We start from the raw sequence: 22,096 nt of genomic DNA on the forward strand, positions 1-22,096 counted from the left end.
GATCAGAAGATCGTTTCCGCAGGTCGGATTAGGCATGCCTAAGTGACGTAGGGCACCGGGGGTGATCCGGACGGCGCTTGTCAGTCTCCGAGGAATTACGCAACAATGGCGTTGTGAAAAACGTCGACGAGGCTCGGGAGACCCCGGTGGGGACCCCCCAGGAGGAGCTCGCGACCGGGGAGCGCTCGACGCGCAACCGGGTCGCGCGGTCCATCCTGGACCACGGCCCGTCGACCGTCGCCGAGCTGGCCGGACGGCTGGGCCTGACCCAGGCCGCCGTACGGCGCCACCTGGACGCGCTCGTCGCCGACGACGTCGTGGAGGCCCGTGAGCAGCGGGTGTACGGCGCCCGGACGCGCGGCCGGCCCGCCAAGGTGTTCGCGCTCACCGACTGCGGCCGGGACGCCTTCGACCAGTCGTACGACAAGCTCGCCGCGGAGGCGCTCCGCTGGATCGCCGAGCGGGAGGGCGGTCCGGAGGCGGTCGCCGCCTTCGCCCGGGCCCGGTTCGCCGCGCAGGCGAGGGCCTACCGCGAGGCGATCGAGGGCGTCGGCCCCGATCTGCGCGCCGAGGCGCTGGCCAAGGCCCTGAGCGCGGACGGGTACGCTGCAGCGGCGCGCAGCGCGCCCCTCCCGCAGCAGGGTGAGCAGCTCTGCCAGCACCACTGCCCGGTCGCCCACGTGGCGGAGCAGTTCCCGCAGCTGTGCGAGGCGGAGACGGAGATCTTCGCCGAGCTGCTGGGTACCCATGTGCAGCGACTGGCGACCATCGCGCACGGCGACGGCGTCTGCACGACGTTCATCCCCAAGATTTCGAAGTCCGATCACCAGAGCCCCCAAGCATCTGCAAGCACGGCCGGGAGGAACCCCGCATGACTCTCCCCACGGAGACCGCCCACCCCGAACTCGAGGGCCTGGGCAACTACGAATACGGCTGGGCCGACTCCGACGTCGCCGGTGCCTCTGCCAGGCGCGGTCTCAACGATGACGTCGTCCGCGACATCTCGGGCAAGAAGTCCGAGCCGGAGTGGATGACGAAGCTGCGCCTCAAGGGTCTGAAGCTCTTCGAGAAGAAGCCCATGCCGAACTGGGGCTCGGACCTGTCGGGCATCGACTTCGACAACATCAAGTACTTCGTGCGCTCCACGGAGAAGCAGGCGGAGTCCTGGGAGGACCTGCCCGAGGACATCAAGAACACCTACGACAAGCTGGGCATCCCGGAGGCCGAGAAGCAGCGCCTCGTCGCCGGTGTCGCCGCCCAGTACGAGTCGGAGGTCGTCTACCACCAGATCCGTGAGGACCTGGAGGAGCAGGGCGTCATCTTCCTCGACACCGACACCGCCCTGAAGGAGCACCCGGAGCTCTTCAAGGAGTACTTCGGCACGGTCATCCCGGTCGGCGACAACAAGTTCGCGTCGCTGAACACCGCGGTGTGGTCGGGCGGCTCCTTCATCTACGTGCCGAAGGGAGTGCACGTCGAGATCCCGCTGCAGGCCTACTTCCGCATCAACACGGAGAACATGGGCCAGTTCGAGCGGACCCTGATCATCGTCGACGAGGGCGCCTACGTGCACTACGTCGAGGGTTGTACGGCCCCGATCTACAAGTCGGACTCGCTGCACAGCGCCGTGGTCGAGATCATCGTCAAGAAGAACGCCCGCTGCCGTTACACGACCATCCAGAACTGGTCGAACAACGTCTACAACCTGGTCACCAAGCGCGCCGTGGCGTACGAGGGCGCGACCATGGAGTGGATCGACGGCAACATCGGCTCCAAGGTGACGATGAAGTACCCGGCCGTCTACCTGATGGGCGAGCACGCCAAGGGCGAGACCCTGTCCATCGCCTTCGCGGGCGAGGGGCAGCACCAGGACGCCGGCTCCAAGATGGTCCACATGGCGCCGAACACCTCGTCGAACATCGTCTCCAAGTCGGTGGCGCGCGGTGGCGGCCGCACCTCCTACCGCGGTCTCGTCGAGATCGGCGAGGGCGCCCACGGCTCCAAGTCGAACGTGCTGTGCGACGCGCTGCTCGTCGACACCATCTCCCGCTCCGACACGTACCCCTACGTGGACGTCCGCGAGGACGACGTCTCCATGGGCCACGAGGCGACCGTCTCCAAGGTCTCCGAGGACCAGCTCTTCTACCTGATGAGCCGCGGTCTCTCGGAGTTCGAGGCGATGGCGATGATCGTGCGCGGCTTCGTCGAGCCGATCGCCAAGGAGCTCCCCATGGAGTACGCCCTCGAGCTCAACCGGCTGATCGAGCTCCAGATGGAGGGCGCGGTCGGCTGACGCCACCGCCGCTCCCGTCAAGCCACTCACGTAAGAAAGCGAGCAGACCGACAGCCATGGCTGAGGCTCAGAACTCCCCCACCCTCGACTCCGCTCGGGCGGGGGGACCCCCACCCGTGGGCTCCACCACCGCGGGCCAGATCGCGGTGGCCGCCGAGTCGACCGTCGCCACGCGCATGAGCGTGCCCCCGTCCTTCGACGTGGCGGACTTCCCGGTCCCGCACGGCCGCGAGGAGGAATGGCGGTTCACGCCGCTGGAGCGCCTGCGCGGCCTGCACGACGGCAGCGCCGTCGCCACCGGCGCGGGCGTGAAGGTCGCCGTCGAGGCTCCCGAGGGCGTGACCGTCGAGACCGTCGGCCGCGACGACGCGCGGATCGGCCGGGCCGGCACCCCGGTGGACCGCGTCGCCGCCCAGGCGTACTCGGCGTTCGAGCAGGCCGGCGTGGTCACCGTCCCCAAGGAGACGGTGCTCACCGAGCCGATCCGCATCGCCGTGCACGGCGAGGGCGGGGTCGCCTTCGGCCACCAGGTCATCGAGCTGGGCGCCTTCGCCGAGGCCGTCGTGGTCATCGACCACACCGGTGACGCGGTCCTCGCCGCGAACGTCGACTACCTCCTGGGCGACGGCGCCAAGCTGACCGTCGTCTCCGTCCAGGACTGGGACGAGAAGTCCGTCCACGTGGCCCAGCACAACGCGCTGATCGGCCGGGACGCCTCCTTCAAGTCCGTGGTCGTCACCTTCGGCGGCGACGTGGTCCGGCTGCACCCGCGCGTGGAGTACGCCGGTCCCGGCGGCGAGGCCGAGCTGTTCGGCCTGTACTTCACCGACTCCGGGCAGCACCAGGAGCACCGCCTGCTGGTCACCCACAACACCCCGCACTGCAAGTCGAACGTCGTCTACAAGGGCGCGCTCCAGGGCGACGACGCGCACGCGGTCTGGATCGGCGACGTGCTCATCGAGGCCGCCGCCGAGGGCACGGACACCTACGAGATGAACCGCAACCTCGTCCTCACGGACGGTGCGCGCGTCGACTCGGTGCCGAACCTGGAGATCGAGACCGGCGAGATCGTCGGCGCCGGCCACGCCTCCGCCACCGGCCGCTTCGACGACGAGCAGCTCTTCTATCTGATGGCCCGCGGCATCGCCGAGCAGGACGCCCGCCGCCTGGTGGTCCGCGGCTTCTTCGCCGGACTGGTCCAGCAGATCGGTGTCGCCGACATCGAGGAGCGCCTGCTCGCCAAGATCGAGGAGGAGCTGGAGGCCTCGGTCGCATGACGTCCTTCGTACGCGCCTGTGGGCTGAGCGAGCTGGAGGAGGGCACCCCGAAGCGGGTGGAACTCGACGGCACGCCGGTCTCGGTCGTGAAGACCGAGGGCGAGGTGTTCGCGATCCACGACGTCTGCTCGCACGCGAACGTCTCCCTCTCCGAGGGCGAGGTGGAGGACTGCCAGATCGAGTGCTGGCTGCATGGCTCCGCCTTCGACCTGCGCACCGGCAAGCCGTCCGGCCTCCCCGCGACGCGCCCCGTCCCCGTATACCCCGTAAAGATCGAAGGGGACGACGTTCTCGTCTCCCTCACCCAGGAGTCCTGAGGCACCCATGGCAACGCTTGAAATCCGAGACCTGCACGTCACCGTCGAGGCCGACAACGCCACGAAGGAGATCCTCAAGGGTGTCGACCTGACCGTGAAGCAGGGCGAGACGCACGCCATCATGGGCCCCAACGGCTCGGGCAAGTCGACCCTCGCCTACTCGCTCGCGGGTCACCCGAAGTACACGATCACCAGCGGCACCGTGCTGCTCGACGGCGAGGACGTCCTGGAGATGTCCGTCGACGAGCGCGCCCGCGCGGGCCTGTTCCTGGCGATGCAGTACCCGGTCGAGGTCCCCGGCGTCTCGGTCTCCAACTTCCTGCGGACCTCCGCCACCGCCGTCCGCGGCGAGGCCCCGAAGCTGCGCACCTGGGTGAAGGAGGTCAAGGAGGCCATGGAGCGCCTCAACATGGACACGTCCTTCGCCGAGCGCAACGTCAACGAGGGCTTCTCCGGCGGTGAGAAGAAGCGGCACGAGATCCTCCAGCTCGAGCTGCTCAGGCCGAAGGTCGCGATCCTCGACGAGACGGACTCCGGTCTGGACGTCGACGCCCTTCGCATCGTCTCCGAGGGCGTCAACCGAGTCCGTGAGACCGGCGAGGTCGGCACCCTGCTGATCACGCACTACACGCGCATCCTGCGCTACATCAAGCCCGACTTCGTCCACGTCTTCTCCGCCGGCCGGATCGTGGAGTCCGGCGGCGCCGAGCTCGCCGACAAGCTGGAGGAAGAGGGCTACGAGGCTTACACGAAGGGTGGCGCATCCGCGTGACGCAACTGCCGGGCCTCCTCGACACAGAGGCGATCCGCAAGGACTTCCCCATCCTGGACCGAGCGGTCCACGACGGCCGGAAGCTCGTGTACCTGGACAACGCGGCGACCTCGCAGAAGCCGCGCCAGGTGCTGGACGCCCTGAGCGAGTACTACGAGCGCTACAACGCCAACGTCCACCGCGGTGTGCATGTGCTCGCCGAGGAGGCCACGGCGCTGTACGAGGGCGCGCGCGACAAGGTCGCCGAGTTCGTCAACGCGCCCAGCCGCGATGAGGTAATCTTCACCAAGAACGCCTCCGAGTCGCTGAACCTCGTGGCCAACATGCTGGGCTGGGCCGACGAGCCCTACCGCGTGGACCACGAGACCGAGATCGTCATCACGGAGATGGAGCACCACTCCAACATCGTGCCGTGGCAGCTGCTGGCGCAGCGCACGGGCGCGAAGCTGAAGTGGTTCGGCCTGACCGACGACGGCCGGCTCGACCTGTCCAACATCAATGAGGTCATCACCGAGAAGACGAAGATCGTCTCCTTCGTGCTGGTGTCCAACATCCTGGGCACGGTCAACCCGGTCGAGGCGATAGTCCGCCGCGCCCAGGAGGTCGGCGCGCTGGTGTGCATCGACGCCTCGCAGGCGGCGCCGCACATGCCGCTGGACGTCCAGGCCCTCCAGGCCGACTTCGTGGCCTTCACCGGCCACAAGATGTGCGCCCCGACCGGCATCGGTGTGCTGTGGGGCCGCCAGGAGCTGCTGGAGGACCTGCCCCCGTTCCTCGGCGGCGGCGAGATGATCGAGACGGTGTCGATGCACTCCTCGACCTACGCCCCGGCGCCGCACAAGTTCGAGGCGGGCACGCCGCCGATCGCCCAGGCGGTCGGTCTCGGCGCGGCGATCGACTACCTGAGCTCCATCGGCATGGACAAGATCCTCGCGCACGAGCACGCGCTCACCGAGTACGCGGTGAAGAGGCTCGCCGAGGTGCCGGACCTGCGGATCATCGGCCCGACCACGGCCGAGGACCGGGGGGCCGCGATCTCGTTCACGCTGGGCGACATCCACCCGCACGACGTGGGCCAGGTCCTCGACGAGCAGGGCATCGCGGTCCGCGTGGGTCACCACTGCGCGCGACCCGTCTGCCTGCGCTACGGAATTCCCGCGACCACGCGAGCGTCGTTCTATCTGTACTCCACGCCGACGGAGATCGACGCCCTGGTCGACGGCCTGGAGCACGTACGGAACTTCTTCGGATGAGGGGCTGACGCGTGAAGCTGGACTCGATGTACCAGGAAGTCATCCTGGACCACTACAAGAACCCGCACGGGCGGGGCTTGCGGGACGGCGACGCCGAGGTGCACCACGTGAACCCGACGTGCGGCGACGAGATCACCCTCCGAGTGAAGTACGACGGCACGACGATCGAGGACGTCAGTTACGAGGGCCAGGGCTGTTCCATCAGCCAGGCCTCCGCCTCCGTGCTGAACGAGCTGCTGGTCGGCAAGGACCTGGCCGACGCGCAGAAGATCCAGGAGACCTTCCTGGAGCTGATGCAGTCCAAGGGCAGGCTCGAGCCGGACGACGCCATGGAGGAGGTGCTGGAGGACGCGGTCGCGTTCGCCGGCGTCTCCAAGTACCCCGCCCGGGTCAAGTGCGCCCTCCTGAGCTGGATGGCGTGGAAGGACGCGACGGCCCAGGCGCTGGACGGCGCGGACGCCGAAAGGAAGACTGCATGAGCGACACCGTGGAGATGAAGCCCGCCTCGGAGGAGGAGCTTCGCGAGGCCCTGATGGACGTGGTCGACCCCGAACTGGGCATCGACGTCGTCAACCTGGGCCTGATCTACGGCATCCACGTCGACGACGCGAACATCGCGACCATCGACATGACCCTGACGTCCGCGGCCTGCCCGCTGACGGACGTCATCGAGGATCAGGCCAAGTCCGCGACGGACGGCCTGGTCAACGAGTTGCGCATCAACTGGGTCTGGATGCCGCCGTGGGGCCCCGACAAGATCACCGACGACGGCCGCGAGCAGCTTCGGGCGCTCGGGTTCAACGTCTGACACAGCGTCTGTTCGACACAGCGCCTCGCGAAGGGGGCCGCGGCCGTGTGCCGCGGCCCCTTTCGTATGCGCACGGCCCGGAAGCGCGTCCATGTGTACGCTCGTACACATGGGATACCTGTGGCTCGCCGGCGCCATCGCCGCCGAGGTCGTCGCGACGACGGCGATGAAGTACAGCGAGGGCTTCAGCAGGCTCGTGCCCTCCCTCGTGACGGCTCTGGGCTACGTCGTCGCCTTCACGCTGCTCGCCCGGACCCTGCGGACCGTGTCCATCGGCACGGCCTACGCGATCTGGTCGGGCGCCGGGACGGCGACGATCGCCGTCATCGGCCTGACGCTGTTCGGGGAGGGGCTGAGCGCCGCCAAGGTGGCCGGGATACTCCTGATCATCGGGGGCGTGGTGGTCCTGAACCTGGGCGGTGCGCACTGATGCCCCGCCGTTACGACCCCGGCCGGCGGCAGCGGATCATCGACGCGGCGCTCCGGGTCGTGGGGGAGAAGGGCATCGCCGGGCTCAGTCATCGCACGGTGGCCGCCGAGGCGGACGTCCCACTCGGCTCCACGACGTACCACTTCGCCACCCTGGACGACCTGCTGGTGGCCGCCCTGGAGCAGGCCAGCGAGGGGTTCGGCGACGTGCTCGACGCCGACGGCATCCTCGCGGACCCGGGCGCCGACCTCGCGGCGGGCCTCGCCCGCGTCCTCGGCGAGTGGCTGGGCGACGACCGGCCGGGGGCGGAGCTCGAGTACGAGCTGTATCTCGCCGCGCTGAGGCGCCCGGCCCTGCGTCCGGTCGCCGCACGCTGGACGCGCCGGACGGCCGCGCGGCTGGCCGGGCGCACCGATCCGGAGACGGCCCGGGCGCTGCTGGCGCTGATGGACGGCATCTGCCTCCAGGTCCTGCTCACCGGCGGTTCCTACGACGAGGGGTACGCGCGCACCGCGCTGGCCCGGCTGATCCGCTGAGGCGGCGCCCGGCACGTGAGACACGGTTCGCTCCGGTGCCCCCGCCCACGTTAGGTTTTCCCACATGACCGACACGACTGCTTCCCGCACGACCGGTGCCGTGGCCGCCGGCCTCGCCACCATCGCTTCCGACGGCACCGTTCTCGACACCTGGTTCCCGGCCCCCGAGCTGGTCGCGGACCCCGGCCCGGCCGGCACCGAGCGGCTGTCCGCCGAGCGGGCCGCGGAGCTGCTCGGCGGCGGTGCGACCGCGGCGACCGGCCCGGACGCCCGTCGGGGCGTCGAGGTGGTCGCGGTCCGTACGGTCATCGCCTCGCTGGACGAGAAGCCGATCGACGCGCATGACGTCTACCTGCGCCTGCACCTGCTCTCGCACCGCCTGGTCAAGCCGCACGGCCAGAACCTGGACGGCATCTTCGGTCACCTCGCCAACGTCGCCTGGACCTCGCTCGGACCGGTCGCCGTGGACGACATCGAGAAGGTGCGGCTGAACGCCCGCGCCGAGGGCCTGCACCTCCAGGTCACCTCGATCGACAAGTTCCCGCGCATGACGGACTACGTCGCCCCGAAGGGCGTGCGCATCGCCGACGCCGACCGGGTCCGCCTCGGCGCCCACCTCTCCGAGGGCACCACGGTGATGCACGAGGGCTTCGTCAACTTCAACGCCGGCACGCTCGGCACCTCCATGGTCGAGGGCCGCGTCTCCGCGGGCGTCGTGGTCGGCGACGGCTCCGACATCGGCGGCGGCGCGTCCACCATGGGCACACTGTCCGGCGGCGGCAACGTGATCATCTCCATCGGCGAGCGCTGCCTGGTCGGCGCCGAGGCGGGCGTCGGCATCGCGCTCGGCGACGAGTGCGTGGTGGAGGCCGGCCTGTACGTCACCGCGGGCACCCGCGTCACCATGCCCGACGGCCAGATCGTCAAGGCCCGCGAACTCAACGGCGCCTCCAACATCCTCTTCCGCCGCAACTCGGTCACCGGCGCGGTCGAGGCCCGCCCGAACAACGCGGTCTGGGGCGGCCTGAACGACATCCTGCACAGCCACAACTGAGCCACCGGCGGCCGCCCACCCGCGGCCGTCCGATCGACCACCGCTCTGAGCTGCCGCTGAGCTGTCGGCGCCTGTCGGCGTCGGTCACCATTGAGCGCCCTTCCACGGCCCGAGGACGGCCCGGGAGGGCGCTCGTGCGTGAGCCCTTGTTCAATCTATCGAGATTCGATAGATTCCCATCGCATCTCGATGGAAGGACGGGCCGTGGGAAAGCTGACAGTGCGTGCGCTGCGCGCCGTGCTCGTGGTGGTGCTCGCCGGCACCGTGTTCGTACAGGCAGGGATGGTGTGGGTGTTGGTCAGCGGGAGCGATCCCGAGGACGGGTCGCTCCCGCTGACCCCGCTGCGTGTGATCACGATTCTGGGCATGGTGTCGGCCCAGGTCGCCCTGGTCTGCGTATGGCGGCTGGTGACGATGGTGCGACGCGGAACCGTGTTCTCCCACGCCGCCTTCCGGTACGTGGACGGCGTGATCGGCGCCATCGTGGCGGTCGCCCTCCTGTGGTTCGCGGTCACGGCCCTCAATGCGCCGGGCCAGCGGGCCGACCCGGGTGTCACCGTCATCATGGGCGGGGTTGGCCTGGCCATCCTGGGGGTCGCGCTCATCGTGCTCGTGCTGCGGATGCTGCTCGCCCAGGCCGTCGCGCGCGACGTCGAAGCGGCGCAGATGCAGGCCGAGTTGGACGAGGTGATCTGATGCCGATCGTCGTCGACATCGACGTGATGCTGGCCAGGCGGAAAATGTCCGTGGGCGAGCTCGCGGACCGCGTGGGGATCACGCCCGCCAACCTCGCGGTACTCAAGAACGGCCGCGCCAAGGCGGTGCGCTTCGCGACGCTCGCCGCGCTCTGCGAGGTACTCAGGTGCCAGCCGGGCGACCTGCTGCGCTGGGAGACCGAGGACGCCGCGGGCGGATGACATCCCCACGGCGGGCGCGAGAGCGCATGGCGCCACCGGCCCGTGACACGGCACCCGGGACCGTGGACGTGGACCGCCGATCCAAACTGGGCCACCGGCAACCGGCGTGCCTCGGCCGGGCCCGTCACGCCCGGGGGAGATGGCCGGTCCGGTCCGACCGTGCCGGCGAGGTCGGACACCGGCCCTCACAGCCCCGTCGCGAGCCCGCCGAGCGCGTTCGTGAGCACGGTGAAGTTCTCCGCCCGCAGGCCGACCCGTGGGTCGACGTGATGCAGCAGCGCGGGCGCGGGGTGGTGGGCCGCCACATGGGCGGTGTCCGCGGGCCCCTGCTCGTCGTCCACCCAGGCGAAGGGGCGGCCCGCCGCGTGGGCCACGATCGCCTCCGTCTTCCAGTGGACCCCGTCCGGACGCTCGGCGAACAGGCAGTGCCCGAAGTCGACGTACGGCAGTTCGGGCAGCCCGACGACCGGCGCGATCCAGCGGTTGGCCTCCGCCATCCAGGTCGTCGCCCAGCACAGCTCGTACCCGAGCGTCAGCAGCGCGCGGCCGTGGGCCGGGTTCAGCCATACGCGCAGCGGGGGCCCGGGGCGGACGGAAGCCCTGATCGTCACATAGCCCTCGGGGCGGCGTTCCGGCTTGGCCGCGTACGGGTTGAGCGGTCCGTCGACTTTACCGACCGCAGGAGTTCGTGAACCTGCTCTGAACTGCGACGATTCATAGACTACATGTCCGTGACGCCGAGTTGGGGCCGTTGCTGTCGCTCGTCCGGGTGGTCTCATGGGACGGCCTGGTGCGGGCTGGATCAGGTTGAAGAGTTCCGGCGCATTTCTTCCGTGGCCAGGCGTGTTTCTTCGGCGGCCACACGCTCGTACTCGTCTGCGGCTTCTCGTGCTGCCCGGAGTTTCTGGATGTCTCGACCAGGTCGGGGCAGGGGCTTTCCTGTCAGGTGCGCTCTGATGCTGTCGATCGCATGCCGGGGTGCGGCTGTCGCGACTTCACGCGGCCAGGCAGCCGGCTTCAGTCTGTCCCAGTCCCTGAGCAGCGAGCACATGTCGTGGATCACGGCTAGCAGCTCCAGGTCGTCCAAACGCAGAGTGGCCTTCTGGATCCGGGTTAGGTGCTCCTGCAGTGTCTTTTCCCAGGCCAAGTGTTCGTGGACTGGGGTGTGTTGATGCGGGATCGACTCCTCGTGCCGGATGATGGCGAAGAGCTCTTCTGCGATACGTTCAAGGCTGGCCTCCCGCAGGGCAGTCCGGCGGTTCGCTTCCGTGACCTGCTCGCCCCTCTTCTGTAGGCGCCAGGTGCCGAGCAGAGAAATGGCGGCGGACAGGATTGCTGCGGCGAAGGCGATGAGGGCTGTTCCCCAGGCTGAATCCACGTCGACATTGTGAGGCACCCCCGACAGAAGATCTTCTGTCGGGGGTGCGGTGAGTGGTCGTGGACAGGCTCAGGTTCCTGGCGCCGGGTCGGCGATGCGGGCTTCGAGGTCGGCGACGCGCCGGTCCTGGAAGCGGAGGTTGGATCGGGCGGCCTTGAGCCGCTCATCGAGGGTGCGGTTGTCGGTGGTGAGTTGGCGGACCCGCTGTTTGAGAGTGGTGTTCTCGGTGGTGATCCGCTGGATGGCTTCCTCGGTCCACTCGGCTTCCAAGTCCCGGATCTGGCCCAGGAGTTCGCCGATGCGGGTGCGCTGGGTGAAGATCTCGGCCTGGGCGGCCTTGAGACCTTCCTCGGCGTTCAGGGCGCGTTCGCGCCAGGTCGCCTCGCGTTCGTCGTCCTGGTCGGCGAGCAACTGGGTCCGGCGGTCTCCGGCCTCGGCCATCGCGTTGGCGACCGCGGCTCGGGCCTCGGCGTTGTCGTAGAGGAAGGTGCGCGAGACGTCTGCGCGACGGGCGACGGCGGCGACGCTGACCTGGGCTTTCTCGCGCTGGAGTCGGGTGATGGCTTCGCGGACCTGCTTCAGGGCGGTCTCGGTCTTGTGGCGGCGGGCGGCCAGGGCAGCGGCCGTGCGGGGTTCTGGAACGGGAGCGGCCTTCATGCGATGTCCTGTTCGGGGTCGTCGCCATCGGTTGTGCACGTATCGGTGTACTCGCTCTCCTGGTCGCTGCCTGCGTCGGCGAGGTCGGCGGCGCGGAAGGCGGTGGACCAGACGCGGTGGAAGTAGTCCTGGGGTTTGCGCAGGTCCAGGGCGAGGGCGTCGTCGAGGAGGCCGAGGCCGGCCAGGGCCTTCTCCAGGCCGTCGATGGCGCGGGCGGTGGGCTCGAAGTAGCGGTGGAGGTAGTCGGCGGTGGCGTCGTCCGGGGCGCCTTCGGCCAGTAGCCGCCACTGCTCGCGCTTGCGTCGCCAGTAGAGGAGGTCCGCGCCGGAGAGGACGAACTTGTCGCAGTTGTGGCAGTCGAGGTTCCAGGGGCAGGCGCCGCCGTCGACGACAGGCTGGAAGGTGCAGAAGCCGCCCTCGGCGGGGGTGCTGCGGCGGGCGAGGTCGACGGCGATGGCCAGGGCGTGCTCTTTGGTGAGGGCCTCGGCCGAGTCCCCCGCGAGGAGTTCTCCGGGGGTGGCGGTTCCGGGGCCGGCGACCCAGACATGCTGGAGCACGTTCTCCAGGTCGGTGTGGGAGAGGTGGACGTAGTGCTCCGCCATCCGGTCCGAGACGTGTCCGAGGTAGCGGCGGATGTGGGTGAGGGTCGCGCCTTGGCGCAGGAGGCTGGTGGCGAGGGTGTGGCGGGCCTGGTGGGGGACGCAGTGGCCGATGTCCATGGCGTCGACCCAGGGCCGGAAGCGGCTGTAGAACCACGGTCTGCTCAGGGCGATCGTTCCGTCGGTGCTGCGGTAGTCGGTGGGGAACAGCGCGAGCCCGTCACGTTCTTTGCCCGTGGGGGTGTAGCCGTGATTGTCGGCGAACCGGGTGAGTGTCTTGCGCTGCCGGTCGGCGATGAGCTCGAAGAGCGACTCGGGGATACGGATGGCCGCGTCGTAGTTGCCGACCTTGGTCTGGTCGTGCCAGAGCATCGCGAGCCCGCTGAGTCGGCCGATGCAGTTCCAGCGGAGCTCGGTGACTTCTCCCAGCCGTCGTCCGGTGACCACGACGATCTCCCAGATGTCCCGGGCGCCCTCGTCATCCGGATCGTGGATGCGTGTGAACTCGGCGAGATTGTGTTCGTCGGCCGGTGCGCGGGCCACCTCGTCGGCGAAGGGGCGTCGTCGCTTCTGATAAGCGGTGCCGCCGGCGTTCGGCAACGCGATGACGAACTCCCTGGCCAGGCCGATAGCGTCGGTCACTCCATCGTCCATCGCCCAGCGGAGGATCTTTCGGGTGTGGTTGAAGACCACCGATCGCGTGCCGGTCGTGACGGTGCTCGGCTTCCCGTCGATCCGGACCATGGCCAGAGACGGGAGTGCATGGCGCTCACGATGTCGCTGATCCGCGACGAAGCGGTCCGCGTGTTCCTTGGCCAGGACTGCGGGGTCGACGCCCCCGCCGGGGGCGTCGGCCTCGATGAAAGCGCTCAGCTCGATCATCGCTCGACGAATCTGGTCAAGCGTGTGGGCGCTGTTGGGGCAGCGCGGCGAGCGCAGGAGTTCGGCGAAGTAGTCCCACGTGATGTCCCGCAGCCACCGTTGAGAGATCGCGGTGAGGCTGATGTGCCCGAGCCGGTGCTCGTAGCTGATGCCGAAGTGCCTCGTTTCGAGGAATCCGGCCTCTTTGGCCTCCTCAGGTGTGAAATAGACCAGGCGCAACTCGTGGAGGATCTCTTTCGCGATCCCGCTGGCGGTCTTGGTCAAGCAGGCAAGGTCCAGATCGACGATCGAGGTCGCGTCCTGCTCTCGGCAGGCGTTCACCACCATGCGGAGCGCGGTGACATCCCAGCGGGCCGGACGCGACCGCTGCGTGTGCGTGAACAGCCCCCACTGGATCTCTGCTCGCGGCAGGGGCCTCAGGCCGCGCAAGTTCAGCTGAGCGGGCACGGAGACGGCGATCTCCTTGTCGCACCATGCCCGGAACTGCATGCGGTCGATGTAGCTGACAGCGGCTCGGCCGTCCTTCCACGATCCGCCCGGAATGGACGCGCCGCCGGGAGAACCCGCCCTCCGGTAGGCGTGAGCGTGTCGCTGGCACAGTCCCAGCGGCGACTCCGCCAGCAGAGGACAGACCAGCACCGTGCAGGTCCCGAACCCCGAAGTGGGGCTTTGTCCGGCGGCCCACCCGTCGAAGTCGGGTGTGGATTCCTGGCCCGTTCGCGTCCGGCTCCATTTCTGGAGGTGATATTTGCAGAGACGGTACTGGCCCGCCCGCGCGGGTCGCCCGGGGCAGATCAGACAGGCCAGATTCCCGTCATGCTCGGTTGTCTGGCTCAATGGCTCAGCAGCGCTGAGAAAGGCTGACCTGCTGACACCTTCTTTCGCGGCCGTGAGCCACTCCTGGCGATGGGCGTGGCAGAAGTCACCGAGGCCGACGGCGCGCTGGCAGTCGGCGACCCGGCAGAACCACCGGTAGGTCTGGTGCCCTGGCGGGATCCGGACGATCTCGTCGCGGAAAAGAGGATCGAAGGAGGGCGCGCTCGTCAGCGCGGTGAGGATCTCCAGGCGATCCCTGCCGATTCGCGTCTGGTTCTGGTGCGTGGCCAGCAAGGGCAGCAGAAACGCGTCCCGGCGCTTCACCGGCCCTCACCCCAGACGGTGCGCAGAGCGGCGTCGAAGACCGGATCGTGGATGTCGACGTGCCCGTAGACCTCGTCGACCATCGCGGCCGAGGCCCAGCCGCCCGCGTCCCGGGCGATCAGGGTGTTGCCGCCCGCGGCGTCGAGAACCGCCGAGGCGAAGGTGTGCCGGAAGGCATGGGGTTTCACCAGCCCCAACCCGGCGCGTTCCCCGGCCCGGCCGAGCATCCGCCGGGCGCCGACCGGTGCCCACGGCAGGCCCGCATCGGCACCGTGCAGTTGGACGAGGAGCATGCCGTGCCGAGCGCCGCGCGGGTACTCGGTGGTGAGGTACTCGAAGTAGGAGTGCACCATCGCCGGGCTGACCCGCTTGATCAGCCCGCCGGTGACCGTCCCGCGCACGATCTGCCACGGATGCTTGGTCTTGGCCTCGGCCCCGTTCGGGTTGCCGGGCCGGTGGCAGACGTGCAGATGCGGGGTGCGGCACTCGCCGCAGGCAGCGTTCTCCCGCAGGTGCAGGTCGACCAGGTGCAGCCCGCACAGCTCGCCGATCCGCAGGCCCCCGTCGGCGAGCCAGTCGACGACCAGCCGGTCCCGGGCGGCGTCCACCGACTCCAGCAGCCTCTCCCTCGCCCCGTCCGGCAGCATCTTCGGGTGCCGGCGCTGCGGCCCCTTCGGCGCCAGCGGATTCGTGGGCAGCGGCGACTTCACGTGACCGAGGAACGAGCGGCGGCGGTCCACCCGCGACGGCAGCCGGGACCGATCGAGCTTCTTGCCGAGTTCGCCGTTGATGCCGAGGGAAGCCTGATGAAGGTAGAAGCCCTTCAAGCAGGCCGCCGCGGTCGACAGCGCGGAACGGCCGTAGGGGCGCTTGCCGACCCGCCACGGTTCCCCGAGCGGCATACGGACCTCGGCACCGACGATCCCCATGTACCGCTCCAGATCGCGCAGTTGGACCGTATCGAGGGCCAGGCACTCACGCTCCAGCCACCGCAGGTGATCCACCAGGTAGTACGCGTAGGTCTTCTGCGTGCCCGAACCCTCGTGCTCACGCAGGAACCGGTCCGCCTCCATGTGCAGCGTGCCCTCGGGCCAGACGATCGTCCATGACCTCCGCCCGTCCTTCCTCTCGATCCGCTGGACCCTCAAGTCCCCGACCACGACGTGCCGTACCACTTGTCCTCCGTACCGACTCCGGAACATGACAGACGTCCCGGTCCCGGTCGGTAAACGAGCCCATGACGTCCAAGTCACAAGCCCAGACAGACATCACGGGCAGCACTACCCGCGGTCGGTAAAGTCGACATCCAGGAAGAGATACGGGCGGGTCACGCCGTCACCGTACGCGCGGGGTCTGGGTGAGGCGCGGTGCTTTTCCGGCAGTTCATGGCCGGGCGACGGTCCCGGATCGGCTGACCGGGCTCCCGGTCGCGCAGCCCTGGCGCTCGACTTCGCCGGGAGCCGGTCAGGCCGCGAGGAGTTGTTCGTACAGTGCCCGCAGCCCGTCGGTCGTGTCGTGGGTCGCGGGCAGCAGGGGTGGGCGTACCGGGCCCGCGGGCAGGCCGAGTCGGCCGAGCAGGGCCTTGGCGGTGACCGTGCCGGGCAGGCCCGCGGCCGTCATCGCCTCGATCAACGGCATCGCGTTCAGCTGGAGTTCGGTCGCGCGGATCGTGTCGCCCGCGTCGAAGGCGTCCAGGATGGCGGCGACCCGCCCCGGCACCGCGTTCGCGACCGTGCTCACACAGCCCGCCGCGCCCACCGCGTACAGCGCGAGCACATGCTCGTCGCAGCCCGCGTAGTACGCCAACTCCGTCCGCGCCAGCACCTTCTGGGTGCCGAGGAAGTCGTACGAGCAGTCCTTGACCGCGACGATCCGGGGGTGTTCGGCGAGCCGGATCATCGTCTCCGGCTCGATCCGGGTGCCGGTACGGCCCGGGATGTCGTAGAGCATCACCGGCAGGCCGCTCGCGTCGGCGACCTGACGGAAGTGCGCCTCCACCGCCTCCTGGGGCGGCCTGCTGTAGTACGGCGTCACCACCAGCACGCCGTCGGCGCCCGCCTTCTCCGCCGCGCGGGCCCCCTCGGCCGTGTGCCGGGTGTCCGCCGTGCCCACGCCCGCCACCAGCGCGGCCCGGTCGCCGACCGCCTCCCGGACGGCCGCGATCAGCTCCGCCTTCTCCGCGTCCGTGGTGGTCGGCGACTCGCCCGTGGTGCCGTTCAGCACCAGCCCGTCGCAGCCCTCGGCCACCAGCCGGTCCGCCAGCCGCCGGGCGCCCTCCAGGTCGAGCGCGCCCGCCTCGGTGAACGGGGTGATCATCGCGCACAGGGTGCGGCCGAAGGGCTTGCGTCGGATCGTCATACGGGTAGTCTCGGCATCCCGACGATGAAGCTCTACTTAATTCTTCTACGAGGTATTCGTAAGTGATGCTGATGGGTCGGGCTGGTGGCCGAAGGTCCTGTGTCCAAGTCGGCCGACATGGGTCACTATGAGTCGGGACGGTCATTGACGTCGGTCATGGGAGGCACCATGAAGCTCGGCAAGGCACTGGCCACCGGAGTCGCCGAGGAGCGGCCCCCCGTCCACCAGGAGGAGCCGGAGCTCCCCGAGGAGATCACCCGCACCGCACCGGCCGAGCCGGCCCGCGAAGAGGTACCGGCGGCCCGGTGAGGCTGCGGCTCCCGGTGGAACGCCCGACGGAGCCGCCGACCGGATACAAGATCGCCCACCCGCTGCTGTCGCAGGACGGCACCCGGGCCGGGTTCACCGGTGTGTCCCTGGGCGGCGCGCTGCCGTACGGCGTGCTCGACGACGCCTCCTGCGCCTACGGGCGCCGGCATCGCGCGCCCGCGCGCCTGTGCGACTGCGGCTTCCACTGCGTGCACGACCGCACGGCCGCCGAGGCTCTGCGGTGCACGGCCGAGCACCGGGCCGCGGTCCTGCTCGAGGTCTCCGTGCTCGGTGCCTACATCCGCTTCGAGCGGGGCTTCCGGTACGCCCGGCAACGGGTGCGCACGGCCACCGTGGGCCCGTGCGCCTGCGGGGCCGGCCCGGTCGCGCTCGCCGACGCCGGCTGGGGCAGACCCGGCTGGCAGGCCCTGGCGCCCGCGTGCGCGGGCTGCGTACGGGCCCGTACGTCCGTCCCGCTCGCCGGATTCGCCCGGCTGGCCGGAGAGGGCCTGCGGGTGGCGGCGGCCGCCACCGCGCCGTTCGCCGGGTTGACGGCCGACGGGGACATGGGCGTACCCGAACTCGTGGCCGAGGCGGCCCTGTTGCAGGCCCGGCTGGACTGGTTCCAGACGCAACTCGCCCGGCTCGGCTCACCCGGGACGGGGGGAGAGGGGAGAGGGTGACGGACCCGGGCCTGGGTACTCGGGGGGTTCCGTACGGAGGAGGAGGCGGAACACGTGACCGTGACCTCGCAGACACGGCCCTCTGTCGACGGGCACCCTTCCACGGGTGAACTCGTCAGCCGGGCCACCGAACAGCTTTCCCGGCTCCTGCGGCAGGAGGTCGCTCTCGCCAAGGAGGAGCTGGCCGAGAAGGGGCGCCATGCCGGACGGGGCGGCGGACTGCTCGGTGCCGCGGGCGCCGTCGGATACGTCGGCCTGATCACCCTGGCCGGCGCCGCCACCGCCGCGATCGCCCTCGCGCTGCCCGTGTGGGCGTCGGCGCTGATCGTCGCCGTCGTGTTCTTCGCCGTGGCCGGTCTGCTGGCCATGGCCGGACGGGCCCAGTTGCGCCGCGCGACCCCGCCCAAACCCGAGGTGACGCTCGGCAGTGTCAAGGCGGACGTGGACGTGATCAGGGAAAGGGCACACCGATGAGCCACAAGAACCCGCACGGCTCGGGCGCCAAGGGCCCCGACGAACTGCGGCACCAGATAGAGCAGACCCGCGGCCAGCTCGGCGACACCGTCGAGCAGCTCGTCGGGAAGGTCGATGTGAAGGGCCGGGCCAAGGCCCGCGCCGCCGACCTGAAGGACAAGGCCGGCGCCATGACCGTGCAGCTCCGCTCCAGCGCCGCCCAGGCCGGGCACACCGTGCAGGAGCGGGCGGCCAGGACCGGGCACGCGATGCAGGAGCGGTCGAGCCACGCCCGGCACGCGGTGCAGGACCGGTCCGGCCACGCCCGGCACGCCATGCAGGACCGCTCGGCCCCGGCCAGGCACGCCCTGCAGGAACGCGCCACGAGCGCCGGACACGCCCTGCAGGAGCAGGCCACGAGCGCCGGACACGCCCTGCAGGAGCAGGCCACGAGCGCCGGGCACGCCCTGCAGGAGCAGGCCACCAGTGCCGGGCACGCCCTGCAGGAACGGCGTGCGCGGCACGCCGGCCGCGGCCTCCCGGAATCCATGCACCGCGCACTGGACGCGGGCAAACGGCACCCGGGGCCCGCACTGGCCGTCGGTGCGCTCACCGTCGCCGCGATCGCGGCGGTCATCGCCTGGCGCCGAAGCGACCACTGTTCCTGACCCGCTCCGGCCCGCCCGTCCCACCGGCGGACAGGCACCGCTGACCACCCGCGCGCCGAAAACTCCGTCCTCCTGGACAGAAAAAGTTTTCGGTGTGAGGGTGGTCGCATGCTGGATGTGACCGTGATCGAGGACCCCGAGGCGGCGGCCGTGTCGCTGGACCCGGTGAGGGCCCGGCTGCTCGCCGAACTGGCCGCGGGACCCGCGTCGGCCGCCATGCTGGCCGGCCGGGTCGGCCTGCCCCGGCAGAAGGTGAACTACCACCTCAAGACGCTGGAGCGGCACGGCCTGGTCGAGCTGGCCGGGGAGCGCCGCAAGGGCAATGTCACCGAGCGGTTGATGCAAGCGACCGCCGCGTCCTACGTCATCTCGCCGGCCGCCCTCGCCGCCGTGCAGCCCGACCCGGACCGCTTCCGCGACCAGCTCTCCGCACGGTGGCTGCTCGCGCTCGGCGCCCGCCTGGTGCGGGACGTCGGCGAGCTGATCACCGGCGCGGCGAAGGCACGCCAGCGGCTGGCGACCTACGCCCTGGACGGCGAGGTCCGCTTCGCCTCCGCGGCCGACCGCGCCGCCTTCGCGCAGGAGCTCACGGCCGGAGTGAGCGCCCTGATCCGCAAGTACGACGCCCCCGGCGCCGACGGCGGCCGCGACCACCGGATCGTCGTCGCCCTCCACCCCACGGTCCAGGACCGGCCCACCCCCGAGAGCTGAGCAGGAGCCCCGCCATGCCCGAGGAATTCGAGATCGTCCGCGAGTTCGAGGTCGACGTCCCGCCCGAGAAGGTCTGGGAGGCGATCACCACCGGGACCGGCGGCTATCTGTGGCCGATGGACCCGCCCGAGCCCCGGGAGGGCGGCCGGGGTCCCTTCGGATCCACCGTCACCGCCTGGGACCCGCCCCACCGCTACACCAGCCGCAGCGAGGACGTGGGCATGCCCACCCAGTCGCTGAACCAGCTCGACCACACCATCGAGCCCCGCGGCGAGGGCCGCCGTGCCTGGGTGCGCTACGTCCACAGCGGCATCTTCACCGACGACTGGAACAACCAGTACGACGGCGCGAGCAAGCACACCAACTTCTATCTGCACACGCTGTGCGAGTACCTCACGCACTTCGCGCCCCGCCCCGTCGTCTTCGCCCAGCTGAACGGGCCCGCGGCCTCGGCGACACCCAGGGCGCTCGCCGCCGTCGGCCGCGCCCTCGGCCTCGCGGACGACACGGCCGCGGGCACGAAGGTCGGCGCCCGGGGGCCCGGCGGGCGGACCCTGGACGCCGTACTCGACTACCGGAACCCGTACTTCATCGGGCTGCGCACCGACAGCGCCCTCATCCGCTTCTTCGGACGCGGCCACTGGGGCGCCCCGCTCGGCATCAGCGTCCACGACTTCGCGCCCGACGCCGACGGCCGGGCGAACGAGGCCGCCTGGCAGGACTGGCTGAACGGCGTGTTCGGCCAGTCCTGAACCGGGACGGCGGCTACGGACGGAACCGCAGCACCTGCGGGTCGTGGTCGCTGATCTGGTCGTTGAACTCCGAGTTGACGTGCACGCTGTCGTACTCGAGGCCGCAGTCGCGCCGGATCGCCGGACTCACCAGGATCTGGTCCAGGACCTGCTGGTTGCCCTGGTAGTCGTAGGTGTAACGCTCGCTCCTCGGCAGCGACTTGATCGCCGACCACAGCTCGCCGTCGCCCTCGAGGATCCGGGCGGTGCCGGAGAACTCGAAGTCGTTCATGTCGCCGAGCGCGATGACGTTGGCGTTCTTCTGTACCGACAGGATGTCCTTGACGAAGCCGTTCACCACGGTCGCCTGCGCGTGACGCTGGATCTCCGAGCTGCGCACCGGCGGCTGGTACTGGGACGTCAGGCCCTGGTCGCCGCCCTTGGAGTTCAGGTGGTTGGCGATCACGAACACCGTCTTGCCGTGGAAGACGAACTCGCCGGCCAGCGGCTTGCGGCTGTTCGCCCAGGCCGCGTTCGCCGGGTCGATGCGGCCCGGAGAGGCCGTCAGCCGCGCCTTGCCCTGCGCCTTGGTGACGCCGACCGCGGTGGTGGAGTCGCCGCCGGCGCGGTCCACGAAGGACACCCGCTCCGGGTTGAACAGGAAGGCCTGGCGGATGTTGCCGCCGGGCTCGCCGCCGTCCTGGTCGTTGACCGGGTCGATGGAACGCCAGTCGTACTTCGGGCCGCCGGCCGCGACGATCGCGTCGATCAGCTTGTTCACGGTCGCGCTCGCGTCGACCGTGCCGTCGTCCTTGGCGCCGTTGTTGTCCTGGATCTCCTCCAGGGACACGATGTCCGGCGACTGCAGGTTGTGCACGATCGCGGCGGCGTGCTGGTCGAAGGTGGCGTCCGACGGGTCGAGGTTCTCGACGTTGTACGTCGCCACCGCGAGCTCGCGGCCCGACTGCTTCTGCGTGGTCTCGCGCTGCAGGCCGCCGCTCTTCAGCGTGCCCAGCTCGCTCGCGACCAGGGTGTAGCCGCCGTACTGGTTGAAGTCCAGCGGCCCGGTGGTGCTGCCCTCCAGGGTGTCGCCGACGTTCGCCTTCGGGAAGCCGGCGGTCGAGCCCAGCGTCTGGATCTGCAGCCGGCCGGTGTTCTGGGAGTCGTAGGAGCCGTAGACCGTGCCGCCGCGGCGGCCGGCGTGCTCGTGCGGCTTCACCGTGACCCACAGCTCGCTGTACGGGTCGGTCGCGGTGACCACCCGCGCGTCGGCGACCTGGACGTTCATGCCCTCGAGGGACTCGTAGTAGTCCAGGGCGTACGCCGAGGGGTCCAGGGTGAGGCCGTTGACCGAGCCGGCCGCGGCGGTGTCGCCGGCCGGGGAGTAGGCGTCGGGCACCGCGTCCTCGTCGACGACGACCGGGGCCGGGACGGTGTTGCCGGTGGAGGCCGTGGTGACCGTGGGCTTGGTGATCTCCGTCAGCGACTGGTTGCCGGAGGAGGCACCGCCCGGGACGTACTCGGAGACCGTGCCGGTCACCGTGACCGAGTCGCCGACCGCGACCTTCGGCGTGGAGCTGGTGAAGACGAACACGCCCTCGCTGGTGGCCGGGTTGTCGTCCGGCGTCGCGTCCTGCAGCCAGAAGCCCTTGGAGGAGCCGTAGGCGCGGGTGGCCGTGACGATGCCGGGGACGTCCGTGACCTTCTGCCCCGCGAACGGGGATATCCGGGTGGTGCCCTGGATGTCGTGGACGCGCACCGAGTCGGCGTGCGCGGGCGAGGTGAGGACGACGGCGGACGCCGCGCCGCAGACGGCGGCGACGGTGAGCGCGGCGAGGCGCGTGGAAGACCTGCTCGGCAAGGGATCCCT

26 protein-coding genes are annotated in these 22,096 nt (G+C 70.1%); 19 read left to right on the top strand and 7 right to left on the bottom strand.

Annotated elements, in window-relative coordinates; genetic code table 11:
- Positions 1 to 113 precede the first annotated feature (113 nt).
- The 13 genes from ACFVVO_RS22010 (at position 114) to ACFVVO_RS22070 (ending at position 9,657) form a co-directional block, all read left to right on the top strand.
- Positions 114 to 875, top strand: a complete 762-nt coding sequence (locus ACFVVO_RS22010) for a helix-turn-helix transcriptional regulator (RefSeq protein WP_390057239.1) — start codon at positions 114 to 116, stop codon at positions 873 to 875.
- Positions 872 to 2,293, top strand: a complete 1,422-nt coding sequence (sufB, locus tag ACFVVO_RS22015; protein WP_390057241.1) for a Fe-S cluster assembly protein SufB — start codon at positions 872 to 874, stop codon at positions 2,291 to 2,293. Before ACFVVO_RS22010 ends, sufB begins: the two co-directional genes overlap by 4 nt.
- Positions 2,294 to 2,349: 56 nt before the next feature.
- Positions 2,350 to 3,570 (top strand): Fe-S cluster assembly protein SufD, encoded by a 1,221-nt coding sequence (sufD, locus tag ACFVVO_RS22020; RefSeq protein ID WP_390057243.1) that lies wholly within the window; start codon positions 2,350 to 2,352, stop codon positions 3,568 to 3,570.
- Positions 3,567 to 3,887, top strand: coding sequence for a bifunctional 3-phenylpropionate/cinnamic acid dioxygenase ferredoxin subunit (locus ACFVVO_RS22025; RefSeq protein WP_390057245.1), 321 nt, complete (start codon positions 3,567 to 3,569; stop codon positions 3,885 to 3,887). The genes sufD and ACFVVO_RS22025 overlap by 4 nt, the downstream gene beginning before the upstream one ends.
- A 7-nt stretch (positions 3,888 to 3,894) precedes the next feature.
- A complete protein-coding gene (gene sufC / locus ACFVVO_RS22030) occupies positions 3,895 to 4,659 on the top strand; it encodes a Fe-S cluster assembly ATPase SufC (RefSeq protein WP_390057247.1) in 765 nt (254 codons plus the stop codon).
- The gene (locus ACFVVO_RS22035) at positions 4,656 to 5,912 is read left to right on the top strand and encodes a cysteine desulfurase (RefSeq protein ID WP_390057249.1); all 1,257 of its coding nucleotides are present in this window, start codon (positions 4,656 to 4,658) and stop codon (positions 5,910 to 5,912) included. The genes sufC and ACFVVO_RS22035 overlap by 4 nt, the downstream gene beginning before the upstream one ends.
- 11 nt (positions 5,913 to 5,923) lie before the next feature.
- Entirely contained in the window at positions 5,924 to 6,391 is a 468-nt protein-coding gene (gene sufU / locus ACFVVO_RS22040; protein ID WP_390057251.1) for a Fe-S cluster assembly sulfur transfer protein SufU, read from the top strand.
- Positions 6,388 to 6,720, top strand: coding sequence for a metal-sulfur cluster assembly factor (locus ACFVVO_RS22045; protein WP_373910923.1), 333 nt, complete (start codon positions 6,388 to 6,390; stop codon positions 6,718 to 6,720). The genes sufU and ACFVVO_RS22045 overlap by 4 nt, the downstream gene beginning before the upstream one ends.
- A gap of 109 nt (positions 6,721 to 6,829) precedes the next feature.
- Positions 6,830 to 7,150 carry a DMT family transporter gene (locus ACFVVO_RS22050; RefSeq protein ID WP_390057253.1) on the top strand — a complete coding sequence of 107 codons (321 nt, stop codon included), beginning with the start codon at positions 6,830 to 6,832 and terminating at the stop codon, positions 7,148 to 7,150.
- A complete protein-coding gene (locus ACFVVO_RS22055) occupies positions 7,150 to 7,686 on the top strand; it encodes a TetR/AcrR family transcriptional regulator (protein WP_390057255.1) in 537 nt (178 codons plus the stop codon). The genes ACFVVO_RS22050 and ACFVVO_RS22055 overlap by 1 nt, the downstream gene beginning before the upstream one ends.
- Before the next feature lie 64 nt (positions 7,687 to 7,750).
- Complete coding sequence (gene dapD, locus ACFVVO_RS22060) at positions 7,751 to 8,740, top strand: 2,3,4,5-tetrahydropyridine-2,6-dicarboxylate N-succinyltransferase (RefSeq protein WP_390057257.1); 990 nt, start codon at positions 7,751 to 7,753, stop codon at positions 8,738 to 8,740.
- Between the two features lie 204 nt (positions 8,741 to 8,944).
- Positions 8,945 to 9,436: a DUF2975 domain-containing protein gene (locus ACFVVO_RS22065; RefSeq protein WP_390057259.1), complete on the top strand. Its 492-nt coding sequence runs from the start codon at positions 8,945 to 8,947 to the stop codon at positions 9,434 to 9,436.
- Positions 9,436 to 9,657, top strand: a complete 222-nt coding sequence (locus tag ACFVVO_RS22070; RefSeq protein ID WP_390057261.1) for a helix-turn-helix domain-containing protein — start codon at positions 9,436 to 9,438, stop codon at positions 9,655 to 9,657. The genes ACFVVO_RS22065 and ACFVVO_RS22070 overlap by 1 nt, the downstream gene beginning before the upstream one ends.
- A 185-nt stretch (positions 9,658 to 9,842) precedes the next feature.
- Here the strand turns inward: ACFVVO_RS22070 and ACFVVO_RS22075 are convergent, their stop codons facing one another.
- The 6 genes from ACFVVO_RS22075 to dapA all read right to left on the bottom strand — a co-directional run bounded on the left by ACFVVO_RS22075 (position 9,843) and on the right by dapA (position 16,671).
- The gene (locus ACFVVO_RS22075; protein WP_390057263.1) at positions 9,843 to 10,436 is read right to left on the bottom strand and encodes a hypothetical protein; all 594 of its coding nucleotides are present in this window, start codon (positions 10,434 to 10,436) and stop codon (positions 9,843 to 9,845) included.
- Between the two features lie 23 nt (positions 10,437 to 10,459).
- Entirely contained in the window at positions 10,460 to 11,035 is a 576-nt protein-coding gene (locus ACFVVO_RS22080; RefSeq protein WP_390057265.1) for a hypothetical protein, read from the bottom strand.
- Between the two features lie 69 nt (positions 11,036 to 11,104).
- Positions 11,105 to 11,692, bottom strand: coding sequence for a DUF6262 family protein (locus ACFVVO_RS22085; RefSeq protein WP_390057267.1), 588 nt, complete (start codon positions 11,690 to 11,692; stop codon positions 11,105 to 11,107).
- Positions 11,689 to 13,662: a tyrosine-type recombinase/integrase gene (locus ACFVVO_RS22090; protein ID WP_390057269.1), complete on the bottom strand. Its 1,974-nt coding sequence runs from the start codon at positions 13,660 to 13,662 to the stop codon at positions 11,689 to 11,691. Before ACFVVO_RS22090 ends, ACFVVO_RS22085 begins: the two co-directional genes overlap by 4 nt.
- A 647-nt stretch (positions 13,663 to 14,309) precedes the next feature.
- Positions 14,310 to 15,488 (bottom strand): tyrosine-type recombinase/integrase, encoded by a 1,179-nt coding sequence (locus ACFVVO_RS22095; RefSeq protein WP_390057271.1) that lies wholly within the window; start codon positions 15,486 to 15,488, stop codon positions 14,310 to 14,312.
- Positions 15,489 to 15,777: 289 nt separating this feature from the next.
- Positions 15,778 to 16,671 carry a 4-hydroxy-tetrahydrodipicolinate synthase gene (gene dapA, locus ACFVVO_RS22100; RefSeq protein ID WP_390057273.1) on the bottom strand — a complete coding sequence of 298 codons (894 nt, stop codon included), beginning with the start codon at positions 16,669 to 16,671 and terminating at the stop codon, positions 15,778 to 15,780.
- 168 nt (positions 16,672 to 16,839) lie between these two features.
- Here dapA and ACFVVO_RS22105 point away from each other — a divergent pair, with 168 nt between their 5' ends.
- The 6 genes from ACFVVO_RS22105 to ACFVVO_RS22130 all read left to right on the top strand — a co-directional run bounded on the left by ACFVVO_RS22105 (position 16,840) and on the right by ACFVVO_RS22130 (position 20,247).
- Positions 16,840 to 16,980, top strand: coding sequence for a hypothetical protein (locus ACFVVO_RS22105; RefSeq protein WP_390057275.1), 141 nt, complete (start codon positions 16,840 to 16,842; stop codon positions 16,978 to 16,980).
- Positions 16,977 to 17,663, top strand: a complete 687-nt coding sequence (locus ACFVVO_RS22110; protein WP_390057277.1) for a hypothetical protein — start codon at positions 16,977 to 16,979, stop codon at positions 17,661 to 17,663. Before ACFVVO_RS22105 ends, ACFVVO_RS22110 begins: the two co-directional genes overlap by 4 nt.
- 54 nt (positions 17,664 to 17,717) lie before the next feature.
- The gene (locus tag ACFVVO_RS22115; protein WP_390057279.1) at positions 17,718 to 18,137 is read left to right on the top strand and encodes a phage holin family protein; all 420 of its coding nucleotides are present in this window, start codon (positions 17,718 to 17,720) and stop codon (positions 18,135 to 18,137) included.
- Positions 18,134 to 18,784, top strand: coding sequence for a DUF3618 domain-containing protein (locus ACFVVO_RS22120; RefSeq protein WP_390057280.1), 651 nt, complete (start codon positions 18,134 to 18,136; stop codon positions 18,782 to 18,784). Before ACFVVO_RS22115 ends, ACFVVO_RS22120 begins: the two co-directional genes overlap by 4 nt.
- A gap of 108 nt (positions 18,785 to 18,892) precedes the next feature.
- On the top strand, positions 18,893 to 19,495 hold the full coding sequence (locus ACFVVO_RS22125; RefSeq protein ID WP_390057281.1) for an ArsR/SmtB family transcription factor: 603 nt from the start codon (positions 18,893 to 18,895) through the stop codon (positions 19,493 to 19,495).
- Positions 19,496 to 19,509: 14 nt separating this feature from the next.
- Entirely contained in the window at positions 19,510 to 20,247 is a 738-nt protein-coding gene (locus tag ACFVVO_RS22130; protein WP_390057282.1) for an SRPBCC domain-containing protein, read from the top strand.
- Between the two features lie 13 nt (positions 20,248 to 20,260).
- On the opposite strand, the gene ACFVVO_RS22135 is transcribed toward ACFVVO_RS22130, so the two are convergent.
- The gene (locus tag ACFVVO_RS22135) at positions 20,261 to 22,087 is read right to left on the bottom strand and encodes an endonuclease/exonuclease/phosphatase family protein (RefSeq protein ID WP_390057283.1); all 1,827 of its coding nucleotides are present in this window, start codon (positions 22,085 to 22,087) and stop codon (positions 20,261 to 20,263) included.
- Positions 22,088 to 22,096 lie beyond the last annotated feature (9 nt).

The organism is Streptomyces sp. NPDC058145, assembly GCF_042884245.1.
Lineage (GTDB): Bacteria > Actinomycetota > Actinomycetes > Streptomycetales > Streptomycetaceae > Streptomyces.

Bases quoted from the DNA above. Each gene is read 5' to 3' on its own strand.
- ACFVVO_RS22055 (WP_390057255.1), top strand. From the start codon at position 7,150: ATGCCCCGCCGTTACGACCCCGGCCGGCGGCAGCGGATCATCGACGCG.
- sufC (WP_390057247.1), top strand. From the start codon at position 3,895: ATGGCAACGCTTGAAATCCGAGACCTGCACGTCACCGTCGAGGCCGAC.
- ACFVVO_RS22075 (WP_390057263.1), bottom strand. From the start codon at position 10,436: ATGAGACCACCCGGACGAGCGACAGCAACGGCCCCAACTCGGCGTCAC.
- ACFVVO_RS22125 (WP_390057281.1), top strand. From the start codon at position 18,893: ATGCTGGATGTGACCGTGATCGAGGACCCCGAGGCGGCGGCCGTGTCG.
- ACFVVO_RS22130 (WP_390057282.1), top strand. From the start codon at position 19,510: ATGCCCGAGGAATTCGAGATCGTCCGCGAGTTCGAGGTCGACGTCCCG.
- dapA (WP_390057273.1), bottom strand. From the start codon at position 16,671: ATGACGATCCGACGCAAGCCCTTCGGCCGCACCCTGTGCGCGATGATC.
- ACFVVO_RS22085 (WP_390057267.1), bottom strand. From the start codon at position 11,692: ATGAAGGCCGCTCCCGTTCCAGAACCCCGCACGGCCGCTGCCCTGGCC.
- ACFVVO_RS22090 (WP_390057269.1), bottom strand. From the start codon at position 13,662: ATGCAGTTCCGGGCATGGTGCGACAAGGAGATCGCCGTCTCCGTGCCC.
- ACFVVO_RS22105 (WP_390057275.1), top strand. From the start codon at position 16,840: ATGAAGCTCGGCAAGGCACTGGCCACCGGAGTCGCCGAGGAGCGGCCC.
- sufD (WP_390057243.1), top strand. From the start codon at position 2,350: ATGGCTGAGGCTCAGAACTCCCCCACCCTCGACTCCGCTCGGGCGGGG.
- ACFVVO_RS22050 (WP_390057253.1), top strand. From the start codon at position 6,830: ATGGGATACCTGTGGCTCGCCGGCGCCATCGCCGCCGAGGTCGTCGCG.
- dapD (WP_390057257.1), top strand. From the start codon at position 7,751: ATGACCGACACGACTGCTTCCCGCACGACCGGTGCCGTGGCCGCCGGC.
- ACFVVO_RS22120 (WP_390057280.1), top strand. From the start codon at position 18,134: ATGAGCCACAAGAACCCGCACGGCTCGGGCGCCAAGGGCCCCGACGAA.
- ACFVVO_RS22045 (WP_373910923.1), top strand. From the start codon at position 6,388: ATGAGCGACACCGTGGAGATGAAGCCCGCCTCGGAGGAGGAGCTTCGC.
- sufB (WP_390057241.1), top strand. From the start codon at position 872: ATGACTCTCCCCACGGAGACCGCCCACCCCGAACTCGAGGGCCTGGGC.
- ACFVVO_RS22025 (WP_390057245.1), top strand. From the start codon at position 3,567: ATGACGTCCTTCGTACGCGCCTGTGGGCTGAGCGAGCTGGAGGAGGGC.
- ACFVVO_RS22070 (WP_390057261.1), top strand. From the start codon at position 9,436: ATGCCGATCGTCGTCGACATCGACGTGATGCTGGCCAGGCGGAAAATG.